This is a genomic window from Actinoplanes sp. NPDC049265, assembly GCF_043197135.1.
In the GTDB taxonomy this organism is placed as follows: domain Bacteria; phylum Actinomycetota; class Actinomycetes; order Mycobacteriales; family Micromonosporaceae; genus Actinoplanes.
Genome location: NZ_JBICSP010000002.1, coordinates 797,431 through 819,590 on the forward strand (window position 1 = coordinate 797,431; position 22,160 = coordinate 819,590).

The window sequence follows — 22,160 nt, forward strand, 5'->3', positions numbered from 1 at the left end:
GGAGTCACCGACGTCGACGGGGGCGGCGAATTCTCGATCGAGAATTCGCCGCCCCCGTCTTCAGTGCAACGGATCAGGAGATGAGCATCGAGGCACTGACCACGCTGCTGCCCTCGGAACAGTAGGCGTAAGACGTGGCACCGCTGTGCGCCGCGTTGCCGTACGAACGGTAGGTCCGGCCGCTGTTCTCTTCGCACTCGGCGACCACGGCGTAGTACTGGCTGGACGGGCCGCCCGAACAGTATCCGCTGGCGTACGGCGGGTTCACCGAGTTGTTTCGGCTGGTACGGCACTCGGCGGCGGCGGTGGCTCCCGATCCGGCGAGAGCCGGAGACTGCACCAGGCCGACGACCGCACCCGAACCGAGCACGGCCAGCCCGGCCAGGAAGGCCATCTTCCGGCGGCTGGTCCTTTGAACCTTCATGAGTTCCCCTTCACGATTGTTCCCGAACACGCGGACGCGGTTGTCAGTCATCGACGGTCGTCTGAGCCCAGATGACTGACGAATTCTCGGAACAGTTCGCGCGTGAAGTCTGACCATTGCGCGCCCAGCCGCCGTTCACGTTGTAGATGTTTCCGCTGTTCTCCTCGCACTGTGCCTGCACCAGGTAGTAGGCGGTGGTGCCGGTGCAATAGCCGGTGGCATAGGGCGGATTCGAGTTGTTGTGCCTGCTGGAATAGCAGGTAGGAGCGGCCGCCGACGCGGGCGACGAAAGAGCAACGCCGGCCAGGCTGGACCCAGCGAGCACCGCTACAAACAATGATGACAGTCTGACTTTTCCTCGTGCGAGCAACAAAATACGACTCCCGTTAGGTCGAATGCTCGTAACGAAGGGATCCCCGTTTATGACTTCCGTCGCGACGCCTCGAAGGTTATCAATGAGTCCATGCTGTAACAAGGCCATTTTGCGGGCAGAATCACCCGCAAACTCTCTACCAGGCGAAACGCGCGCAATAAGCTCTGAAACGGGACAGAATCAGCGGGCCAGTTCGGTGACCCGGGACTCGCGGACGACCGTGACGCGGATCTGACCCGGATAGGTCAGCTCCTCCTCGATCTGCTTGGCGACATCCCGGGCCAGCACGGCGGCACCGATGTCATCGATGTCATCCGGGCGTACCATCACCCGGATCTCCCGGCCGGCCTGCATCGCGAAAACCTTCTCCACGCCCACCTTGCCCGCGGCGATCTCCTCGATCCGCTCCAGGCGCTTCACGTACGCCTCGAGGCTCTCCCGCCGCGCGCCCGGCCGCCCACCGGAACAGGCGTCCGCGGCCTGAGTCAGCACCGCCTCGATGGTCTGCGGCGGCACCTCGTTGTGGTGCGCCTCGATCGCGTGGACCACGTCCTCCGACTCGCCGTACTTGCGGGCCAGGTCGGCGCCGATCAACGCGTGGCTGCCCTCGACCTCGTGGGTGAGCGCCTTGCCGATGTCGTGCAGGAACGCCGCCCGCTTCATCGTCGGCACGTCCAAGCCCAGCTCGGCGGCCATGATGCCGGCGATGTGCGCGGTCTCGGCCAGGTGCTTCAGGACATTCTGGCCGTAACTGGTGCGGTACCGCAGACGGCCCAGCAGGGTGGCCAGCTCCGGGTGGATGTCGGTGATGCCGACGTCGACCAGCGCCTCCTCGGCCGCCCGCTCACACAGCCGGTCGACCTCGTCCTTGGCGGTGTCGAAGACCTCCTCGATGCGGTGCGGGTGGATGCGCCCGTCCAGAACCAGCTTCTCCAGGGTGAGGCGGCCGACTTCCCGGCGTACCGGATCGAAGCAGGACAGCAGCACCGCCTCCGGGGTGTCATCGATGATCAGGTTGACACCGGTCACCGACTCGAACGCCCGGATGTTGCGCCCCTCGCGGCCGATGATCCGGCCCTTCATCTCGTCGCTGGGCAGGTGCAGGACGCTGACCACGCTCTCCGCCGTCTGCTCGCTGGCCACCCGCTGGATCGCGTCCACCACGATGTGCCGGGCCCGGGTGTCCGCCGTCCGCTTGGCGTCACCCTCGATGTCCCGGACCAGGATCGCCGCCTCCCGCTTGGCCTGCGCCTCGATCGACTCGATCAGCTCGGACCGGGCCGTGTCGGCGCTCAGACCGGCCACCCGCTCCAACTCCTTGCGGTGCGCCTCGGCCGCGGCGGCCAGCTCGGCCTCGCGCCCCGACATCGCGGACTCGCGGCCAGCCAGGTCGGCGTCCATCGCGGCGAGCCGGCGCTCCCGCTCGACCAGACGCTCGACCTCCTCGCTGTGCATACGCTCCCGCTCGTCGATCCGGGCGGCGCGGCGCTCGACCTCGGCCGCCTGCTCCTTGGCGGTGGCGTTGAGCAGCGCGACCTCCCGCTCACCGCTGCGGCGGGCGGCCGAGCGGACCTGCTCGGCGTCGGCCTCGGCCTGGCGGTGGGCGTGCTCGAGGATGGTGTCGGCCTCCCCGTGAGCCGCTTCGAGGACGCGGCGGGCCTCGGCGCGGGCGGCGGTCGCCTCGGCCTTGGCGGCGGCGGCCTCCGCGCGTACCGAAGCGGCCTTGGCCTTGGCGTGCTCGACCTGATCCTGGCGGTCCTTGGCCTCGACCTTGCTGCTCTGGATCTGTCGCAACGCGCGGGCGCCGAGGTAGAGGCCACCCATCACGAATGCGGCGAGTACGACGATCGCCACCACCAGAACCGTATCCAGGGCGGTCATGTCGCCGCGTCTCCCTTCGCCGACGCCGCCGCCCGCGGGCGACTGCGCTGCCCCTGCACAGTCGGGGGTCCGCATCCTCCCGGCCCGGGTCCGGCTGGCCTTCACCTCGGGCCTTCGTCGGCCTTCGCCGGCCGTCCGCTTCGGGCCTTCGCCGGCCTTCGCTTCGGCCTTGGGCCTTCGGTTCCGGCCTGTGGTCGCGGTGGGTTGGGTGCCGGGCCGGTCGCGACGTCGCGACTGTGCATTTGTCTCGTCCCGGCGCGCGGGTTCGCGTACCGGTTCACAAGACTGGCCGACCAGGGCTTCGCGGGCACAACCGACCATCGACGCCGGTGTCACGTCTTGGGCCGACCGCTGGGTAGAGATCGTCAAGCCCTCGCGCGGTCGACGAGTGGCTCCAGTATTTGATGCCGGAATGTAATGCGATCTATGTTGTGCGTGTTGCTTGCGATGGTCGGACAAACCTTGTGTAACGCGAGGCTAGGTCGCGGAAGCCGGTCCGGTCAAGGACTCATGATTCGGCAGCGGATGGGACTTACGGCACAGACCCGTACACACCCTGCTCAGGGACTTGCGGGGCAATTCAGGCGTACCGCCCCCACACGTCCCGCATCGGCGCCCAGTCCTCACCGAGCCCCGACTTCCAGAACGCCAGCAGGTAGGCCGCGATCGGCGCCCTGGTGTCATCCCACCAGACGCCGGCCACGGTCTGCTTGACCTTGTTCTCCTGGACCGTGTACGCGTACTCGACGTAACTGCCGGCGGTTCGCCCGCTCGGTGCGGCCTTGTCACCCGCCGGGCCGACCCCCGGAGCGAGCGTACGGGCGTCGACGTTCTGACTGAGCGTCTTGACCCGCGCCTTGTCCCGGTCGGTCACCGACGCGTACTCGACGAAGATCGCGCTCATCCCGTCGAACCGGCAGCGCACCCGGGTCTTCTCCCCCTTGTTGAGCACCGGGCCGCCCGGGTCGCCGTTCTTCTCGCAGCTGGAGAGGTAGGGCAGCCAGCCCTGCGCGACCGGGGCCAGGGCGCCGGTCAGCTTGGCCTGGTTGAGCTCGACCTGGCTCTGTTCGTAGACACCGAGCGAGGACGGGGCCGACGGTGCGGCGTTCGAAGCGACCGGGTCCGGAGCAGCGGCCGGGGCGGTGCCGCGGCCGGCGAAGAAGCCGCCCGCGCCGAAGATCAGCAGGCCGGCGGCCAGGCCGGCCAGGATGCCGAGGAGGAGCTTGTTGGTCTGGCGGGGCGGGGAGGGTTCGATCCTGGGGCCGCCACGGGACGACATGTCGAAGCCGTAGCCCGCTCCTGCTCCCGGCCCCGGCCCTGCTCCCGACCCTACTCCCGGTCCTGCTCCTGCTCCTGAGGACGGACCGAAGGGGTCGGCGGCCTCGACGCCGGAACCGAAACGTGGCCCGCCGGATGACGGGGGCAGACCGTATTGGTCAGGGGTCTCCGGTGCGCTCCCGCTGCCGAACCCGGACGACGGGGGCAGACCGTACTGATCGGGGGTCTCCGGTGCGCCCTCGCTGCCGAACCCGGACGACGGGGGCAGACCGTACTGATCGGGGGTCTCGGGTGCGCCCTCGCTGCCGGAACCGAAACGGGGGGCTCCCGAAACGGGAAGGCCGTAGGCGTCGACCGGCGGCGTTGACCATTGGGGGGCGCCGGAAGAAGGGCCGGGGTCGCTTTGCGGAGCGTTGCCCTGAGCCGGAATTACCACTGTCGAATCGACGGAAGGCGGCGCGGTCGCGGTGCGAGCGGACTCCGCGGGAGTCGGCGCACCCGAGCCGTCCGACTGGACATCGGCATCCCGCGCAGCTGGATCAGCCTCGCGCTGAAAGGGGCCGTATCCGTGCGAAACATCGGGGGGATTACCGGTCACGCTGCACCATATTACTAGCCGGTCGGGTGGGTTGGCGCGCCCGCGAGATCAACGTTCGGCAATAGAGTCACAGGTCACTGCCTGGCTGCTTCTTGCGTTTCGGGGGCGATCAACAGACTGCCTCTTACGTCCCGGGGGCGATCAACAGACTGCCTCTTACGTCCCGGGGGCGATCAACAGACTGCCTCTTACGTCCCGGGGGCGATCAACAGACTGCCCGGCCGCTTCGTGCGGCCGGGCAGTTCGCCTGTTGATGTCAAGCGGTGATCAGTCCTCGGCCGGGACCTCGCGCCGACGGCGGGTCACCAGGATGAGGCCGACGCCGCCGGCCGCGATCGCCGCGCCGACGCCGGCGATGGTCACCGTGTTGGCGCCAGTGAGGGCCAGCTCGGGGCCACCGTTGGAGGATCCACCGGAACCGCCGCCGTTGCTGCGACGGTGAATGGAGTTGCCTCCACCGCTGTTGCTGTGACCGCCGCCGTTGTTGTTACCGCCGTTGCCGCCGCCACCGTTGCCGCCGCCGGTGCCGGGGTTGTTGGGCGGGGTGTTCCCCTCACCCGGGGTGTGGCCACCGCCGCCAGGGTTCTCACCGCCACCACCCGGGTTCTCACCGCCACCGCCGGGGTTTTCGCCACCGCCACCGGGGTTCTCACCCCCACCGCCAGGGTTCTCACCACCGCCACCGGGATTTTCACCGCCACCGCCGGGGTTTTCGCCACCGCCACCGGGGTTCTCACCCCCACCGCCAGGGTTCTCACCACCGCCGCCGGGGTTTTCGCCACCGCCACCGGGGTTCTCACCGCCACCGCCAGGGTTCTCACCGCCACCGCCAGGGTTCTCACCACCGCCGCCGGGGTTCTCACCACCGGGCGGCGGGTCGAGGGCCAGGGCACCGCCCGTGTGCACCTGCGTCACCGCCGCGGAGGCGGTCGAAGCGCCCGCGATGGTGGCGGCGGCGATCGCACCGACGACCAGGCCAAGGCGCGCGACGGCACGCATCCCGCGGCTACGAGCAAGCTGGTTGGTACTCATGTTCCTCCCCGTACGTTCGAACAAAGAATTCATCGTCCGCATTGGACTGAGAAATCCTCGAAGCATTCAGGGATGCAACGTACCTATTTTCCCGCGCTCGCGCCATCCATGGTTGACAATACGGACACACCGGACAGTACTCAGGTCAGCGCCTATGCGTGATGCCCTCGTCACCGTGTTGCCTTACCGTTACGAAATCGTATCGGTCTATTCGTCGGCCATCGCATCGGCGTCAATCTGCTCGGCGAATTCGGCCGCCTCGGCATCACGCGCCGCCAATGCGTCCTTCGCCGCACGAATGGCGACTCCGGCCGAGTAGCCTTTCCGCGCGAGCATCCCGACGAGCTTGCGGAACACCGCGGCCGGCTCCCCCCGGATCGTACGCAGCTTCCGGTCGACCAGCGCCCGGGCGGTGGCCGCCTCGGCCTCGTCGTCCACACTCTCCAACGCGGCCCCGGCCACCTCGGCATCGACGCCGCGCTGACGCAGCTCATTGGCCAGCGCCCGGCGAGCCAGCCCCCGCCCTTGGTGCCGGCTCGACACCCACGCCCGCGCGAACGCCGCGTCGTCGATCATCCCGACCTCGTCGTACCGGTCGAGCACCTCGGCGATCACCTCGCCGGAGATCTCCTGCTTGGCCAGCGCCTTGGCCAGCTCAGCCCGGGTGCGCGGCCGCACCGCCAGCTGCCGAATGCAGATCTCCCGAGCGGCCTCGGCCTCACTGCGCGGCGGCTCGTCCTCCCGTGCCTTCCGACCTTGCCGCCGCTCTCCGCCACCTCCCGCGCCGCGCTCCCGGTCACCGCGGCGCCCTCGTCCGCCGCGTTCCCCGCCGACGCCGCTTTCCGGCCCACCGCGTTCCCGACGCCCGTCGCGTTCCCACCCGCCGCGTTCCCGACCGCTTTCAAGCCCGCCGCGGATCCGACCATCGCCTTCCGGCCCACCGCGCACCCGACCGCTTTCAAGCCCGCCGCGCACCCGACCATCGCCTTCCGGCCCACCGCGCACCCGACCGCTTTCAAGCCCGCCGCGCACCCGACCATCGCCTTCCGGCCCACCGCGCACCTGACGGTCGTCGCGTTCCCGGTTGGTGGCGTCACCGACGTCGTTGCTTTCACGCTGCGTGCGCCCCAAACCGTCGCTTTCCTGCTCCGGGACGACGCCGCGGCCACGCCCAGTGCCTTTCGGCTCGACGCCTTCTCGCGCGTTGGGCTCTTCCCCGCTGCTTCTGGGTCCGCCTGCTCGCGCCAGGCCCTCACGTACCGCGCTGAGGTTGTCACCTGGCCGAAGCCCTTTCAGCGCTGCACGCAGAGCCGCCAGATCTCCCGAACGGCCTGCGGATTCAGGCCGCCCACCCGAGGACCACCCACCCACGGACCACTCACCTAGGGGCTGCTCACCTGGGTGCCGTTCACTCGGGGGCCGTCTACCTGCGGACCGCTTCCTGCTGAATCCGGCCCGTTGGTCACCGGGCCGATCGTCATCCGGGACGGCATCGGTGCCTGCCCAGAGGTCGTCCTCGTCGGGCGGCCCGGCCCAGTCGTCCCCGGCCGGGTCGAAGTCCGCCACATCGGACTCGGGCCGGCGCGCCGGCGAGCGTTGACCCGGCGAGCTCCGGCGACGACCTCGCGGAACGTTGCCGCGTTCCGGATCGCCGGCTCGGAGCTCGCCGAGAGGCTCATCGGCGTCGGGCTTGGGCGGAAGCGCGTCCCATCCGCGGCCCGACCGTGCCCCGCGTCGTCCTGGCATCGGGGCTCAGCGCCCCGGGCCGCTCGGGTGACAGGGTGTGGCGATCATCAGAAGTCGACCGGCGGCAGCTCGACACCGCCCGCCGCGTCGCCGGTCGTCTGGCCGACGCCCAGCTTCTCGAGGATCTTCTTCTCGATCTCGGCGGCGACGTCGGGGTTCTCCTTGAGGAACTCCCGCGCCTTCTCCTTGCCCTGGCCGAGCTGGTCACCGTCGTACGTATACCAGGCGCCGGACTTGCGGATGATGCTCTGCTCGACGCCAACGTCGATCAGCGAGCCCTCGCGCGAGATGCCCTTGCCATACATGATGTCGAACTCGGCCTGCTTGAACGGCGCGGCCACCTTGTTCTTCACGACCTTGACGCGGGTCCGGTTGCCGACCACGTCGGTGCCGTCCTTGAGGCTCTCGATGCGGCGCACGTCGAGACGGACGGACGAGTAGAACTTCAGCGCGCGGCCACCGGTCGTGGTCTCGGGCGAGCCGAACATCACACCGATCTTCTCGCGCAGCTGGTTGATGAAGATCGCCGTCGTACCGGAGTTGTTCAGGATGCCGGTGATCTTCCGCAGCGCCTGGCTCATCAGGCGGGCCTGCAGACCCACGTGGCTGTCGCCCATCTCGCCCTCGATCTCGGCGCGCGGCACCAGCGCGGCCACCGAGTCGATGACGATGATGTCGAGCGCGCCGGAGCGGATCAGCATGTCCGCGATCTCCAGCGCCTGCTCACCGGTGTCCGGCTGGGACACCAGCAGCGCGTCGGTGTCCACGCCGAGCGCTCGCGCGTACTCCGGGTCGAGCGCGTGCTCCGCGTCGATGAAGGCCGCGATGCCCCCGGCCCGCTGCGCGTTGGCCACCGCGTGCAGCGCCACTGTCGTCTTACCGCTGGACTCCGGGCCGTACACCTCGACGACCCGGCCGCGCGGCAGACCGCCCACGCCGAGCGCCACATCGAGGGCGATGGAGCCGGTCGGGATGACGGCGGTCTCCACCACGGGCCGCTCGCCCAGCCGCATCACCGAGCCCTTGCCGAACTGCTTGTCGATCTGCGCCAAGGCTAGATCGAGCGCTTTTTCCCGGTCAGGTCCTGCACCCATTGCCGCCACCCCTGTACTCGCCCTACCCACACTCGACTTGGCAGGCGTCTTAGTCGATGAGCTTCTGTTCACCACGGGCCACACGCTAGGGGGTGGGTACGACAAAAACCGCGCCGCCCTGCCGAGGCCTGTGGATGACCTTGCCGCTGTGGACAATAGCCGAACACTTGTACGATGATCGAGCGACACGCCGAACAAACGTACGAATTCCTGGTCAGTGCAATCTTGACGGCACTCGATCCGGGTACGCGGCAACAATTACACGCCAGACAGTGGCCGCATCCTCACCCTGAGCGAACGCCTCGTTGATGGTCCGGCCGTCAAGCCCCGCGAAAGTGTGGTCCGCCGCCAGACTTTGCGCGTAGGCGCCGCCGAACGACTCCTCGAGCCGCGTCCAGAAATCCGTCAGCCGCACGTCGAGCTCCTTCGGTAGTTCAGACTCTCCATGGTGCCGGGTCGTCGGCCCATCGCCACCGCCGGGCGGCGACATCCGCGTCCGGGCCCGGTGGGTGCCCGCCCGCCGTCGATCAGCGTGGCTCAGCCGCGGGCGGCACCGCCGCCCGCGGCTGAGCCTGGGCGGCCCGAATGCCACGCTGCCCAGCCGTTCAGCCGTTCAGCCGTTCAGCCGTTCAGCCGTTCAGCCGTTCAGCCGTTCAGGTCCGCAGCCTGCGGTAGGCGCGTGCCGACAAAGGCAGGAACACCGCGATCAACAGCAGCGGCCAGCCGACCGCCAGCCACACCGCGCCGTCGGCGAGCGGACCGTCGGTGATGCCGGTCGGGTTGCCGAAGAGGCCGCGGGTCGCCGACGCCGTCGCGGACAGCGGGTTCCACGAGGCGACGGCGCCCAGCCAGCCCGGCATGGTCTCGGCCGACACGATCGCCGTGGACAGGAAGCCGATCGGCCAGACCAGCACCTGGACGGCCATGGTCGCGCCGTCGCCGCGGAAGGACAGGCCCACGAAGATGCCGATCCACAGCATCGCGAAGCGCAACAGGAGCAGGAGCAGGACGGCGAGGACCGCCGCCGCCGGGCCGCCGGTGATGCGCCAGCCGATCAGCAGTCCGCCGGCGATCAGGACGAGCAGTTCGACGATCGAGTTGACCATGTCGGCGCCGACCCGGCCGAGGGATACCGCCGCGCTGCCGATCGGCAGGGACCGGAAACGGTCGGTGATGCCGCGTCGGGCGTCGCCGGCCATCGCGGTGGCGGTGGCCTCGACGCCGAACATCATGCTCAGCGCCAGCATGCCGGGCAGCAGGAACTCGATGTAGTCGCCGCCACCCGGGACGGTGATCGCCCCGCCGAACAGGAACCCGAAGATCAACAGGAGCATGATCGTGAATAGCAGGCCGAAAATGGGCGCCCAGGGCTGGCGTACCCAATGGGCCAGATCTCGCTGAGTGATCACCCAGCCGGCGCGCAACGTGTTCACCGCGCCACCTCCTTCGCGGTCAGCGTGAGGAACACCTCATCGAGCGTGGGCCGGCGCAGCACCAGGTCGTCGGGGGTGATGCCGAGCGTGTCGAGTGCGCGCACGATCTCGGCCAGCGCCGTCACGCCCGCGCCGACCTCGAAGGTCACCGCATGCGACTCGGCATCCACCGCCGCCGGCACGCCGACCGCCTCGGACAGGCGCCGGGCGGGCTCGTCCAACGCGTGGCGGGGCGGCAGCGTGACGGTGACACGATCGCCGCCGACCTGGCGTTTCAGGGCCGTCGGGGTGTCGCTCGCGACCACCCGCCCGCGATCGATCACCGAGACGCGCGAGGCGAGCTGGTCTGCTTCGTCGAGGTATTGCGTGGTCAGCAGCACCGTGGTGCCCCGCGCGGCGATCGCGCGCACGCTCTCCCAGACCTCGTTGCGGGCGCGTGGGTCCAGGCCGGTGGTCGGTTCGTCGAGGAAGAGCACGGCCGGGGTGAGGATCAGCCCGGCGGCGATGTCCAGCCGGCGACGCATGCCACCGGAGTACGTGGACACGGCGCGCCCGGCGGCCTCGGTCAGCTCGAAGGTGGCCAGCAGCTCGTCCGCGCGCGTGCGGGCGGACGCGGTGCTCAGCCCGTACAGCCGGCCGAACATCACCAGGTTCTGCCGGCCGCCGAGGATCTCGTCGACGGCCGGGTGCTGCCCGACGAGCCCGATCCGGCGGCGGACCTGGCCGGCCTGCCGGCGCACGTCGAACCCGGCCACTGTCGCCTCCCCCTCGTCGTAGTCGATCAGGGTGGCCAAAGCTCTTATCGCGGTGCTCTTGCCGGCACCGTTCGGCCCCAGCAATCCGTGGATGGTGCCGGCCGCCACGGTCAGGTCGAACCCGTCGAGTGCCTGCACGTCGCCGTAGCGCTTGCGTAGCCCGGTCGCGGTCAGGGTGTGGTCGGTGCTCACCGATTCTCCTAACTCCGTACGCCTCACGGAATAAGGCGCGGGCTACACCGTACACCTCACGGGGTAATCTCCGCCCATGGAAAATCAGGACGTCGACCGCACGCTCACGCTGCTGTGGCGCCGGACGCTCGGCACCCCCCAGGGCTCGCGTGGACCCAAGCAGCGGGTCAGCGTCGACGAGGTGATCCGGGCCGGCATCGCCGTGGCGGACGAGGAGGGGCTGGCCGCGTTCTCGATGCGGAAAGTGGCCGATCGGCTCGAGCTCAAGCTGATGTCGATCTACACCTATGTCCCGGGGCGGTCCGAGCTGATCGGGCTGATGGTCGACGAGGTGGTCGGCGAGCAGGCGCTGCCGGAACTGGGTGGGAGCCTGCGGGAGCGGCTCACCACGGTGGCCCAGGAGCAGTGGGACGAGATCCACCGGCATCCGTGGCTGTTGCAGGTCGACGAGAGCCGCCCGTGGATCGGCCCGAACTGCTCCGACCGCTACGAATGGCAGCTCGCCGCGATCGAGGGGGCCGGCTTCACCGATCTGGAGATGGATCAGGTGGTCACGCTGATCGTCGGGTTCGCCGCCCAGTCGGCCCGCGCCTCGATCAACGCGCGGCGGGCAGTGGAGAGCTCCGGCATCTCGGACGCACAGTGGTGGGAGGTCAACGCACCGATCCTGGAACGCGTGATGCCGCCCGGCCGTTACCCGATCTCGGGCCGGGTCGGCACGGCCGCCGGGCTGGAGTACAACGCCGTCAGCGACCCGGAGCGCTTGTTTCGTTTCGGCCTCGACCGGATCATCGACGGACTGACGGACCTGCTCAACCGATCCGACCGGCCGGACACGACCAGGGTCTGACCGGTGGATCAGCCATGATCGAGGCGAGGTCGAGACACTAACCCTCCAGTGCGGCGCGGGCGACCTTGAGGTCGTCGACCAGGCCCCGGTACGCGGTCTCCCGGTCGTCGGCGCGCAACACGGCCGACGGGTGGATGGTGGCCACAGCCTGGCACTCGCCGACCGGGAAGTCCTCGGGGTGCTGAGCACTGGCCGGCCAGGGCATGAGCTCGCCGCGCGAGCGGGTGACCCGGAAGGACGGGCCGAGCAGGGCCTTGGCCGCGGTGGCACCGAGCACGACCACGATCTCGGGCTTGAGCAGGGCGAACTCGGCGACCAGCCAAGGCCTGCAGGCGGTGATGTGAGCGGGGCCGGGCGTCTGGTGGATCCGCCGCTGGCCGCGCATCTCGAACCGGAAGTGCTTGACGGCGTTGGTGATGTAGACCCAGGGCACCTCGATGCCGGCTTCTTCGACCGCATCGCGAAGAACGCGACCAGCCGGGCCCACGAACGGGAGACCCTGCTGGTCCTCGACGTCGCCGGGCTGCTCGCCCACGAAGACGACCCGGGCGTCGGGCGCGCCGCGGCCGAAGACAGTCTGGGTGGCGTCCTCGTGCAGCTGGCAGCCCTCGCAACCGGCTGCGGCCTGCTTGAGCTCGCCCAGATCGGCCGGGTGGGCCGGAACCCATTTCTCCGCGCCCGGCGGCGCCTGGTTGGAAGCCATCCCGGTGTTCTACCCCATCCGCGCCGGGCCGATCCCGGCGCACCCGATCGGGGCGCGTCGACGCTGTTCATCGCGACGGGGCCGAAACGGCGCTCGGGCGAACCGCGGTGGCGACCGCGTCGGCCACCGGGGTGATCTGCTCGGGTTCGAGATCGCTGATGGTTATCCGGATGCCGGGTGGCGAGTCGATGCGGAACAGCGAACCGGGCGCCACCGCGTACCCGGCCTCGCGGAGCACGGACACGGCGCGGGTTTCGTCGGGTACGCGTACCCATATGTTGAGGCCCGTGGACCCGACGGCCTCCACCGCGCGATCCTGGAGCGCGCCGAGCAAAGCCCCGCGCCGATTTTCGTAGACGCCGGCGGCGGTCTCGACCCAGGTGGCGACCGATTCGTCCCGCCAGACCCGCAGCAGGAGCCGCTGCAGCATGGTGGAGACCCAGCCGCTGCCGATCCGCATCCGGCCGGCCACCCGCGCGATCGAGGCCTCGTCGCCGGCCACCACCGCGATCCGCAGGTCGGGGCCGTACGGCTTGGAGGCGGAGCGCACGAAGGCCCAGGAACCGGTCACCGGACCGATGCAATGCAGCCCGGTGGTGGCCAGCTCGGCGGCGTGATCGTCCTCGATGACCAGCACGCCCGGGTGGGCACCGAGGATGTCGCTCAGCTCTTGACCGCGGCCGGCCGAGACCGAGGCGCCGGTGGGATTTTGCGCGCGCGACGTGATCACCACCGACCGCGCGCCCAGCGCCAGCGCGCGCTCCAGCGAGACCGGCACCGGCCCGCTCTCGTCCATGGCCATCGGGACGGCTCGCAGGCCGAGCGCCGCGATCAGGTCGAACAGGTGGGCCCAGCCGGGATCCTCCACCGCCACCGCGTCGCCCGGCGCCAGATGGGCGGTGAGCAGCCGCTCGATGGCGTCGAGGGCGCCGCCGGTGACGGTGATGCCGGCGTGGTCCATCGGCACGCCACCACCGGCCAGCCGCTCGCGCGCGGCCTCGGCGAGCTCGGGCAACACCCCGCCACGGGCGTAGCCGATCGGATCGCCGAGACCGGAGGCCACCTCGCTCAGCACGGGACCGAGCGGCGGCAGGTGCCGGGTGCTGGGCTCGCCGCCATACAGCCGGTAGACACCGGGCGCCACCTCGACACCCATCGACGCACGAGGGGTCGCGACCGGCGGCCGGGAACGCACGCGGGTGCCACGCCGGCCGTGCGCCTCGACCACCCCGCGCCGGCGCAGCTCGGCATAGGCCTTGGCCACCGTGGCGGGACTGACGCGCAGCTGCTCGGCGAGCGTGCGGACCGGGGGCAGGGACGCCCCGGCCTCGAGCCGGCCCTCGCGGACGCCGGTCTCGACGCTGGCCGAAATGGACGAGGCGCTCGACCCGGTCACCTGATATTGTTCTGCCACGACAGCGAGTCTGTACTAGAACAAAGCAGTTGGCAAGGAGGGCGAAGTGACCGACAGCTACTCACCCACCGCACGGACCACAGCGACCCGCTACCGAGACCGCATGCACTACGACCGCGACCTCGCGCACGCGATTCTCGACGAGGCGTACGACTGTTCTGTCGCCTTCGTTGTGGACGGCGAGCCCCGCGTCCTGCCCACGCTGCATGCCCGGGTTGGCGAGACGCTGTTCCTGCACGGCTCGAGCGGTGGGCGGATGGGCCTGTCGGGCCGCGGCGACGGGGTGGCGGTCTGCGTTTCCGCCACCCTTCTCGACGGCATCGTGTACGCGCGTTCGCAGTTTCACCACAGCGCCAACTACCGGTCCGTCGTGGCCCACGGCCGGGCCCGCCCGGTCACCGATCCGGCCGAGAAGCTGGTCGCGATGACCGCCCTGGTCGACAAGATCGGCCCGGGCCGCGCCGCCGACAGCCGTCCGCCGACCCGCAAGGAACTGGCCGAGACCAGCGTGCTGGCGCTCCCGCTCGACGAGGTGTCGGCCCGGGTCCGTTCCGGCGGCGTGCGAGACGACGCCGTCGACCACGAGTTGCCGCATTGGGCCGGCGTGCTGCCGATCCGGCGGGTGGCCGGCCCGCCCGAGCCGGACGACGGCGTGACCGCGGCGCCTCCCGCCTACCTCGGCGGCTCGACCTCGCCGTGGCGGACCGCAGCCCCGATGGCCGGGCGGCACGTTCGCCTCGAGCAGCTCGCGCCGCGGCACGTCGACGGCCTGTTCGCCGCGCTCGACGACGCTGAGGTCTGGCAGTTCCTGACCTCACCACGCCCGGCAGACCGCGATCAGATCACCGAGATCGTGACCGACGCGCTACGCGAACAGTGGCTCGGCACCCGGGTGCCGTGGGCGCAGATCCATCCGGTGACCGGCGAGGTGCTGGGCATGACCAGCTATCACGATGTCGACGAGGCGGGCCGGGCCGTCGCCATCGGGCACTCGGTCCTCGGCCGCGACTGGTGGCGCACGGGCGTCAACACGGAGTCCAAGCTGCTCCTGCTGGAACGGGCTTTCGAGGTGCTGGGCGCCGAGCGGGTGTTCTGGCGGACCGACATCCGCAACGAGCGGTCCCAGCGGGCGATCGCCCGGCTCGGCGCCAGCCGCGACGGGGTGATCCGACGGGCCCGGCTGCGCCCCGACGGCACGTGGCGCGATTCGGTCTTCTTCGCGATGACCGTCGACGAATGGCCGGCGGCCGCGGCACGACTACGCGAGCGGCTCGCCGCGGCCGGTCCGATGACGCAACCGGCCTGACCATGCGCACACCACACGGGGGTGGCGGGCGCACGGTCCGATCGCGCCGGTCAGCGCATGCGGCGACCGACCGGGACCGGGTCGGTCTCGTCGTCGAACTCGCCGATGACCTGCTCCAGCAGGTCCTCCAGGGCCACGAAGCCGGCCCGGCGTCCCGCGCTGGTGACCATCGCCAGCTGGGCGCGCCCGGCCCGCATCGCGGTGACCGCGTCCGTCACCGTGACGCTCGCGGCCAGCGTGAACGGCGCGTCCATCAGGTCGGAGGCCGTCGCCTCGCGGCCGCCGGTGGTCGCGCGGATCGCCTCGCGAACGTGCACTACACCGGCCACCAGGCCGTCCGGCCCGACCACGGCGAGGCGGGAGCGGCCGCTGCGCAGCGACGCCGCCTCGATCTCGGCGGCACCGGCCGCCGGCGTCACGGTGACCAGCTGTTCGTCGGCGATGAGCACGTCGCCGACCGTCATCTCCTGCAGCCGCAGCATGCTGGTCAGCAGGGCGGTCTGCTCGGCCTCGATCAGCCCCTCGGCCTCGGATCGTTCCAGCAGGATGTTCATTTCCTGCGGGCCGTGCGCCTGGGCCAGCTGATCCTGCGGCTGCACGCCGACCGCCCGCAGTGCCGCGTTGGCCATGCCGTTCAGCACGTCGAGGCCGGGGCGGACGATCCGGGTGAAGGTGCGGAACGGCAGCGCCAGCAGCGTCGCCGAACGCTCCGGATGGGTGATCGCCCACGACTTCGGCATCATCTCGCCGATCACCAGATGCAGGAAGGTGACGATGATCAGCGCGATCAGCAGCGCGATGACGTGGCTGGGCACGTCGGGCAGGCCCACCGCGTGCAGCAACGGGCTGATCAGGTGTTCGAGGGCCGGCTCGGCGAGCGCGCCCAGCCCCAGCGAGCAGAGCGTGATGCCCAGCTGAGCCCCGGCGAGCATCACCGAGAGCTCCCGGGTGCCGTCGAGCGCGGCGCGGGCCGCACGGCTGCCCTCGGCCGCGGCGTGCTCGAGGCGATACCTCTTGCTGGCCACCAACGCGAACTCCGCCGCGACGAAGAAGGCGTTCGCGACCAGCAGGAGCAGCGAGATCAGGATCGCCCAGGTGGTGTTCACGACGACACCTCCGCGGGCTCGGCGCCGGCGATCGGCGCGGCCTCGGAGATGCGTACGCTGCCCGGCACGTGCCGGTCGACCGACAGCACCCGCAGCAGAAGCGGCGCCGGGTTGGCATCCAAGGACGGAAGCGGCTCGATCTGCACCTCGTCGCCGATCACCGGCACCCGCCCGAGGCGGGACAGGACCAGACCCGAGACGGTGTCGTACGAGGGATCCTCGGGCAGGCCGACACCTGTCGCGTCGGCCACCTCGTCGATCCGCCAGCGCCCGGGCACGACCCAGGCGCCGTCGTCCTGCCGGACCGGCGCGGGCTCGGGCAGGTCGTCCTCGTCGCGGATCGGGCCGACCAGTTCCTCGGCGATGTCCTCGAGGGTCACGATGCCGGCGAAGCCACCGTATTCGTCCACCACACAGGCCAGCTGGCGGTGCCCGCCACGCATGCGGTCCAGCACGGCGGGCAGCCGCAGTGACGACGGCACCATGAGCGGCGGGATCGCCACCTCGGCCACATCCGTCGAACTGCGACGCTCGGACGGCACGGCCAGCACGTCGGTGATACCGACCACACCGACGATCTCGTCCACGCCAGCCTCGGAGCGCACCGGGAACCGGGACCAGCCGGTGTCGAGCAGCTCCACGACGCGGGTGAGCGGGTCGCCGGCCCGGACCGTCCGGACGTCGACGCGCGGCACCATCACCTCGGCGGCGGTACGGCCGCGGAAATCGAGGCCACGGTCGAGCAGCGCGGACAGCTCCGGATCGAGATGGCCCTCGTTCCGCGACTCGGCGATGATCTGCTCCAGATCCTCGGTGGTCGCGCCCTCGGGCAGTTCCTCGATCGGCTCGATACCGACCCGGCGCAGCAGCTTGCTCGCCGCCTTGTCGAAGAGCCGGATGATCGGGCCGAAGACGGTCAGGTACATCAGCGTCGACCGCGACAGTGCCTTAGTCAGGCTCTCGGATCGCGCGATGGCCAGGTTCTTCGGCGCGAGCTCACCGAAGACCATCTGCACGACGGTGGCGATGAGCAGGGCCAGAAAGACAGAGACCGGCACGCTGATCGCATCCGGCACACCAGCCACGCCGAAGAGGTCGGCCAGGCCCTCGCCCAGGTACGGCTCGGCGATGTACCCGACCACGAGCGCGGTGACCGTGATGCCGAGCTGGGCGCCGGACAGCACGAACGAGAGGCGCTCGGTGACCTTGAGGGCACGGGCCGCGGCCTCGTCCCCCTCGTCGGCGAGCTTGCGCAACCGCCCACGGTCGACAGCGACGTAACCGAACTCCTGAGCGACGAAATAGCCGGTCAGAGCCGTGATCACCAGCACCAGGAGCAGACCGATGAGAATCAGCACGACGGCCTCGACGGGCCGGTGGAGAGCCGGGCCGAGCCCGGCTGGGTACTGCCATTCATCCCGGAAAGCTAACAAGGATGGCTGAACGCTGCCTGGGAGCTCGCTGGCTGCGACACACCATCGGTGTCCTTTATCACTCGATCACCGGGAGCGGGAACGTGCCCGGGAGAGGGCGCACGCCCCGCCCCCGGGCACGTCGATCAGCTGCGGGTGACCTTCACATCGTCGACGGCGGCCTCGATCAGGCTGGCCGTGGAGAGGTCGGCGGCCTCGACGCTGAGCTGCACGGTCTGACCGGCATAACTGGACAGGTCGACGGTCGCGGACTGCCAGGCGGCGGCCCGGTCGCTCGCGGCGCCGGCCTGGGTGAAGACCGTCGTCGTGGTGCTGCCCGAGACCACGCGCACCCGGAAGTAGTCCGAGCTACTCGCGTTGTTGAGGTGAGCCAGGTACCAGCTGAACGACAGGGTCAGCGTGCCCGACGGCAGCGTGATGCTGGGCGACCGGATTGTGGTGGCGCCGCCGTCCACGTCGTTGACGCCCGCGCTGGAGCCGGCGGTGGCCCCGGTGACCAGGTCGTTGGTGCCACTCACGGTGGTGCCGAGCTGGGTGGCCACCCCGGAGCTGGTCGCCTCCGGGTCGCCGCGCTCCCACTTGCCCGCCGTCGCCGCGTCACCCGTGCCCGCGGTCCAGCCGGTGGCCGTCTCGAAGGTGTCCTGCCACACGGTCTCGCCGGTGGGCGGCGGGGTGTCGCCGGCCTCGGCGAGGTTCCAGACCGTATACGCGATTGCGTCCGAGTTACGGTCCAGTGCGGTGTCGTTGATGTTCGCCGTGGTGTCGCAGGAGGCGTGGTAGCAGGGGTCGAACGTGGTGGCCGTACCACCCCAGAGCTGCACCTGCGCCGCCGTTTTGCGGCCCTCCGCGCCGGTGAAGATGCCACCGGCCGGGATCCCGTTGGAGATGAAGGGGCCGTAATCGCTGCGCCCGTCGAAGTCGGTGCCACGGGTGGGTACGCCGATCGAGGTGAAGTAGTCGGCCAGCGTCTGCTCGATCTCGGCGGATCCGGCCGGCCCGGGACCCGAACCGGTGCCGTCCGAGTTGTCACCGTCGTAGAGGAAGTAGCCGGGGTTGGGCGAGCCCACCATGTCGAAGTTCAGGTAACCGCCGATCGCCGCGCGCTGGGCCGAGGTCAGCGAGTTCACGTACGCGGTGGAGCCCCGCAGCCCCAGTTCCTCGGCCCCCCACCAGCCGAAGCGCAGATGCCGCGTGGGCTGGAAGTTCGTCCGGGCCACGGCCAGCGCCACCTCGAGGTTGGCGGCCGAGCCGGAGCCGTTGTCGTTGATGCCCGGGCCCGCCGTGACGCTGTCCAGGTGCGCGCCGATCATCAGCGTGTCATTGGTGTCGCCGCCCGGCCAGTCCGCGATCAGGTTGTATCCGGTCGCGCCGTTGTAGGTGAACGACTGCTGCTGCGTGACGAAACCAGCCTGGTCGAGCAGGTTCTTCACGTAGGTGACGGAGGCCAAATAGCCCGGGCGGCCGTGCGCCCGGTTGCCGCCGTTCGCGGTCGCGATGCTCTGCAACTGGGCGAGGTGGGCCTTGACGTTGGCGACCGGGATGTCGGGCGCGGCGACGGCCGCGGCCTGAGCGGGTGCCGCGAAGAGCGTGCCGACCAGGACGGCCGCACCGATGACAGGGAGTGTTCTCACGGGATCCTCCGCGTTAGGGGGACCCTGAGAATGACACGCTACAGATCGATGAACGTCATATCGCTTGCGCCATATTGCCTGGCGAGAAAGGAGGGATCAGCGTTTGGGTGTGGCGCGGACGCCGGTCGGAGTTCGCTGGTAGAACGAGCTTTGGATCAGGCTGTACGTCGCCCGGTTCTGATCCCAGTCGAAGTCACGGGTGATCCAACCGATGGCGTAAGCGCGCTCGCCCTGGGCGAACCACCGGGTAGCGGCGTGCATCCGGACCGCCGACGGGCTGTCGTAGCGGTACTCCCAGTCGGCGGCACGGTCGAGCAGCGGCACCCGTTCGATCTGGCCGACCTGCTTGTACTCGGGCAGCGCGCCGGCCTTCACCAGCCGGGTCGCCTCGGCCCGGCACGCCTCGACCGGATCGCCCGCCGGGTTTCGGCCGTAGTCGATGCTGAGGATGCGGACGTTGCCCGGGTCGCGGAAACAGATCGTGGTGCCGAATTTCTCGTAGGTCCAGCCGTCCGGCACACCGAGGTGGAATCCGGCGGGGTCGGCGAAGTACGAGAAGCCGGACAGCAACTCCCAGCCGTTGACGCTGGTCTTGGCGTCGGGCTGCGGGGTGCGGGGCGCGTTCGGTGCCGGGTCGCGGTCGCAGACGACCGGGCTGAACCCGGTGAGAGCGGGCGCGGCGGGAGCGGGCGAGGCGGTTGGCGTGACGATCGACGGGCCTGGTGGATTGTCGTCGCGCCGGCTCAGGTAGCCGGCCGCGAGACCGGCGCCGGCCAGCAGGGCGACCAGCAACACGCCGGCCACGGCAAGGCGGCCACGCTTCGGACGGACGCCGGGGCGCACCACGGTTACCGGCTCGGCGGGCGGCGAGGGCGGCGTCAACGACGACGACGGCGATGGGGTGTTACCGTCGCCGGCTGCGTCCGGCGGACGCTTGACGCTGGTCATGCGCGGCTCGGCAGCCAGAGGTGGCCGGTTGCCACGGAACGGCGCGGGCTTGGCCACCGGCGCAGGCGTAGCCCCCGGAGTCAGCCTCGCCCCCGAAGCGGGCTTGACCCCCGAAGCGGGCTTGACCCCCGAAGCGGGCTGAGCCCCCGGCGAGGGCTTGGTTGGACGGGCGGGCTCGGCCGCCGGCTCGGCGACGGGCGGCGCCGGTGCCTCGGTGAGCGTGCGGGTCATCCGTGGCGGCGGCGCCTTGCCGCTCTCGGCCGCACTGCCCGGCTCGGCCGCACTGCCCGGCTCGGCCGCACTGCCCGCCTCAGCCGCGGCAGCCGCCTCAGCCGCGGTCGCCGCGGTAGCCGCGTCGGCCGGGGTGCGGGGCGCCGGGACCCGTGGGCGGTTGGCGGCGGTCAGGCGAGCTTTGCCCGGGGTACGGGCGCCCGCCACCACCGCACGGAGGCGCTCCTCGACCTGGTCGGCGGTCAGCCGGGCGGCCGGGTCGAACTGGAGCAATCCCATCAGCACGGGAGCGAGCGGGCCGGCCAGCACCGGCGGATCGGGCGGATCGGTCGCCAAGGCCATCAGCGTGGACATGGCGCTGTCCCGGGCGTACGGCGAACGGCCCTCGACCGCGGCGTAGAGCGTCGCGCCGAGCGACCACAGGTCGGACTCCACCGTCGACGCGCCGTCGCGGGCGCGCTCGGGCGAGACGTACTGCGGCGAGCCGACGATCATGCCTGGACCGGTGACCGAGCCGTCGTCGACGAACGTGGCCAGGCCGAAGTCGGTCAGCACGACCCGATTGTCGCCGATCAGCACGTTGTGCGGCTTGATGTCGCGGTGCAGCACGCCGGCCCGGTGCGCGGCGGTCAGCGCGTCCAGCACGTGCAGGCCGATGCGGGCGGCGAGGACGGGATCGTACGGGCCGTCCTCGGCGATCACCTGGTAGAGGGAGCGGGACGGCACGTACTCCATGACGATCCAGGGCAGGCCGTCGGCGTGCACCACGTCGTAGATGCGGACCACGTGCGGGTGGTTGAGGCGGGCAGCGCTGCGGGCCTCGCGGAGCGTACGGTCGCGATGCCGGTTCTTCTCGTCGTCGGTCATCCAATCCGGTGGCACGAACTCCTTGACCGCCACGTCGCGGTCGAGCATCTCGTCACGGGCCATCCACACCCGGCCCATGCCGCCGGTGCCGACCGGCTCATGCAGTCGATACCGCCCGGCGATGAGCATCCGCCTGACCGCCATCAGCCCCCACCCGTCGCTTGGCCCAAGAATAGTCATTCGCCCGGAAACGGGGGAACGATGATCACCCGGCCACCGCGTAGACCACGAGATTGTCCTTATATGACCGCAGGCTGTGATCGAAAACCCCGCCGCACGTGATGAGCCGCAGCTGGCGGTCCGGCGTGGGCCCGTACACCCGATCGGTCGGGAATTTGTTCTTCGGGTACCAGGCCGTCGCGGTGACCGTGAAGGTGACCGTCTGGCCGCCGCGATCCACGTCGATGCGGTCTCCCTTCTGCATCTCACGGAGCTTGTAGAAGACGGCCGGGCCACGCTTCGAGTCGACGTGGCCGGCGATCACCGCGGGACCGGTGTCACCGGGCAGGGTGCCACCGGCGTAGACACCAGCCTTGGCGAAGTCCCTGGGCGGGGTGAGGGCGCCGCCCGGGCCGAGGCGCAACGTCTCCAGCGGGGTGTCCACGCCGATCGCCTTCACCCGCAGACGGGTCGGCGTGCCCGAGTAGGTCGGGCTGAGCGCGGCAAACGGGCCAGGACCGCTGCCGTCGGCGGGGACGGCGAACGGCGCCTCGTCGCTGGGGGGTGCGGCGGCGGGCGTTCCGGTCCAGCGGCCGAGGTCGTCGGTGGTCGGTCGCTCCCGGAGCGCGAGGTAGCCGGTGCCGGCGACGAAGGCCGCCACGACGCCGGCGATCACGGGCAGGAGGGCGCCCTTCCTGGGACGACG

The 22,160-nt window shown here is 70.4% G+C and carries 19 protein-coding genes; 3 read left to right on the plus strand and 16 right to left on the minus strand.

Annotation, left to right across the window (positions count from 1 at the left end; all coding sequences use genetic code 11):
- Positions 1-73: 73 nt before the first annotated feature.
- The 4 genes from ACGFIO_RS09310 to ACGFIO_RS09325 all read right to left on the minus strand — a co-directional run bounded on the left by ACGFIO_RS09310 (position 74) and on the right by ACGFIO_RS09325 (position 3,957).
- Positions 74-424 (minus strand): hypothetical protein, encoded by a 351-nt coding sequence (locus ACGFIO_RS09310; RefSeq protein WP_392824113.1) that lies wholly within the window; start codon positions 422-424, stop codon positions 74-76.
- A 43-nt stretch (positions 425-467) separates the two neighbouring features.
- Positions 468-761: a hypothetical protein gene (locus ACGFIO_RS09315; RefSeq protein ID WP_392824116.1), complete on the minus strand. Its 294-nt coding sequence runs from the start codon at positions 759-761 to the stop codon at positions 468-470.
- 216 nt (positions 762-977) lie between these two features.
- Positions 978-2,678 (minus strand): ribonuclease Y, encoded by a 1,701-nt coding sequence (gene rny / locus ACGFIO_RS09320; protein ID WP_392824118.1) that lies wholly within the window; start codon positions 2,676-2,678, stop codon positions 978-980.
- A 580-nt stretch (positions 2,679-3,258) separates the two neighbouring features.
- Complete coding sequence (locus ACGFIO_RS09325) at positions 3,259-3,957, minus strand: hypothetical protein (RefSeq protein WP_392824121.1); 699 nt, start codon at positions 3,955-3,957, stop codon at positions 3,259-3,261.
- Between the two features lie 1,065 nt (positions 3,958-5,022).
- Between ACGFIO_RS09325 and ACGFIO_RS09330 the strand changes: the two genes are divergently transcribed.
- Positions 5,023-5,748, plus strand: a complete 726-nt coding sequence (locus tag ACGFIO_RS09330) for a hypothetical protein (protein ID WP_392824124.1) — start codon at positions 5,023-5,025, stop codon at positions 5,746-5,748.
- A gap of 45 nt (positions 5,749-5,793) precedes the next feature.
- Here the strand turns inward: ACGFIO_RS09330 and ACGFIO_RS09335 are convergent, their stop codons facing one another.
- From ACGFIO_RS09335 to ACGFIO_RS09355, 5 genes are all read right to left on the minus strand, one after another.
- Entirely contained in the window at positions 5,794-6,504 is a 711-nt protein-coding gene (locus tag ACGFIO_RS09335; protein WP_392824375.1) for a regulatory protein RecX, read from the minus strand.
- Between the two features lie 875 nt (positions 6,505-7,379).
- Positions 7,380-8,426: a recombinase RecA gene (recA, locus tag ACGFIO_RS09340; protein WP_392824126.1), complete on the minus strand. Its 1,047-nt coding sequence runs from the start codon at positions 8,424-8,426 to the stop codon at positions 7,380-7,382.
- Positions 8,427-8,640: 214 nt separating this feature from the next.
- Positions 8,641-8,841 (minus strand): DUF3046 domain-containing protein, encoded by a 201-nt coding sequence (locus ACGFIO_RS09345; RefSeq protein WP_392824129.1) that lies wholly within the window; start codon positions 8,839-8,841, stop codon positions 8,641-8,643.
- A gap of 238 nt (positions 8,842-9,079) precedes the next feature.
- Complete coding sequence (locus ACGFIO_RS09350; RefSeq protein WP_392824131.1) at positions 9,080-9,859, minus strand: ABC transporter permease; 780 nt, start codon at positions 9,857-9,859, stop codon at positions 9,080-9,082.
- On the minus strand, positions 9,856-10,806 hold the full coding sequence (locus ACGFIO_RS09355) for an ATP-binding cassette domain-containing protein (RefSeq protein ID WP_392824133.1): 951 nt from the start codon (positions 10,804-10,806) through the stop codon (positions 9,856-9,858). Before ACGFIO_RS09355 ends, ACGFIO_RS09350 begins: the two co-directional genes overlap by 4 nt.
- A gap of 76 nt (positions 10,807-10,882) precedes the next feature.
- Here ACGFIO_RS09355 and ACGFIO_RS09360 point away from each other — a divergent pair, with 76 nt between their 5' ends.
- Positions 10,883-11,656 carry a TetR/AcrR family transcriptional regulator gene (locus ACGFIO_RS09360; RefSeq protein ID WP_392824136.1) on the plus strand — a complete coding sequence of 258 codons (774 nt, stop codon included), beginning with the start codon at positions 10,883-10,885 and terminating at the stop codon, positions 11,654-11,656.
- 37 nt (positions 11,657-11,693) lie between these two features.
- Here ACGFIO_RS09360 and ACGFIO_RS09365 read toward each other — a convergent pair whose 3' ends face one another.
- A complete protein-coding gene (locus tag ACGFIO_RS09365) occupies positions 11,694-12,359 on the minus strand; it encodes a UdgX family uracil-DNA binding protein (RefSeq protein WP_392824138.1) in 666 nt (221 codons plus the stop codon).
- 67 nt (positions 12,360-12,426) lie between these two features.
- Complete coding sequence (locus ACGFIO_RS09370) at positions 12,427-13,773, minus strand: aminotransferase class I/II-fold pyridoxal phosphate-dependent enzyme (RefSeq protein WP_392824140.1); 1,347 nt, start codon at positions 13,771-13,773, stop codon at positions 12,427-12,429.
- A 46-nt stretch (positions 13,774-13,819) separates the two neighbouring features.
- Between ACGFIO_RS09370 and ACGFIO_RS09375 the strand changes: the two genes are divergently transcribed.
- Positions 13,820-15,079 (plus strand): bifunctional pyridoxamine 5'-phosphate oxidase family protein/GNAT family N-acetyltransferase, encoded by a 1,260-nt coding sequence (locus tag ACGFIO_RS09375; protein ID WP_392824142.1) that lies wholly within the window; start codon positions 13,820-13,822, stop codon positions 15,077-15,079.
- Positions 15,080-15,129: 50 nt separating this feature from the next.
- Here the strand turns inward: ACGFIO_RS09375 and ACGFIO_RS09380 are convergent, their stop codons facing one another.
- From ACGFIO_RS09380 to ACGFIO_RS09400, 5 genes are all read right to left on the minus strand, one after another.
- Positions 15,130-16,185, minus strand: coding sequence for a hemolysin family protein (locus ACGFIO_RS09380; RefSeq protein ID WP_392824145.1), 1,056 nt, complete (start codon positions 16,183-16,185; stop codon positions 15,130-15,132).
- Positions 16,182-17,543 (minus strand): hemolysin family protein, encoded by a 1,362-nt coding sequence (locus ACGFIO_RS09385; protein ID WP_392824148.1) that lies wholly within the window; start codon positions 17,541-17,543, stop codon positions 16,182-16,184. Before ACGFIO_RS09385 ends, ACGFIO_RS09380 begins: the two co-directional genes overlap by 4 nt.
- Positions 17,544-17,743: 200 nt before the next feature.
- Entirely contained in the window at positions 17,744-19,249 is a 1,506-nt protein-coding gene (locus tag ACGFIO_RS09390; protein WP_392824151.1) for a M28 family peptidase, read from the minus strand.
- Between the two features lie 96 nt (positions 19,250-19,345).
- The gene (locus ACGFIO_RS09395; RefSeq protein ID WP_392824154.1) at positions 19,346-21,439 is read right to left on the minus strand and encodes a protein kinase; all 2,094 of its coding nucleotides are present in this window, start codon (positions 21,437-21,439) and stop codon (positions 19,346-19,348) included.
- Between the two features lie 61 nt (positions 21,440-21,500).
- Positions 21,501-22,130, minus strand: coding sequence for a class F sortase (locus tag ACGFIO_RS09400; RefSeq protein WP_392824157.1), 630 nt, complete (start codon positions 22,128-22,130; stop codon positions 21,501-21,503).
- Between the last annotated feature and the right edge of the window lie 30 nt (positions 22,131-22,160).

Coding starts and splice junctions, on each gene's coding strand:
- ACGFIO_RS09310 (WP_392824113.1), bottom strand. CDS start 424: ATGAAGGTTCAAAGGACCAGCCGCCGGAAGATGGCCTTCCTGGCCGGG.
- rny (WP_392824118.1), bottom strand. CDS start 2,678: ATGACCGCCCTGGATACGGTTCTGGTGGTGGCGATCGTCGTACTCGCC.
- ACGFIO_RS09325 (WP_392824121.1), bottom strand. CDS start 3,957: ATGTCGTCCCGTGGCGGCCCCAGGATCGAACCCTCCCCGCCCCGCCAG.
- recA (WP_392824126.1), bottom strand. CDS start 8,426: ATGGGTGCAGGACCTGACCGGGAAAAAGCGCTCGATCTAGCCTTGGCG.
- ACGFIO_RS09360 (WP_392824136.1), top strand. CDS start 10,883: ATGGAAAATCAGGACGTCGACCGCACGCTCACGCTGCTGTGGCGCCGG.
- ACGFIO_RS09365 (WP_392824138.1), bottom strand. CDS start 12,359: ATGGCTTCCAACCAGGCGCCGCCGGGCGCGGAGAAATGGGTTCCGGCC.
- ACGFIO_RS09395 (WP_392824154.1), bottom strand. CDS start 21,439: ATGGCGGTCAGGCGGATGCTCATCGCCGGGCGGTATCGACTGCATGAG.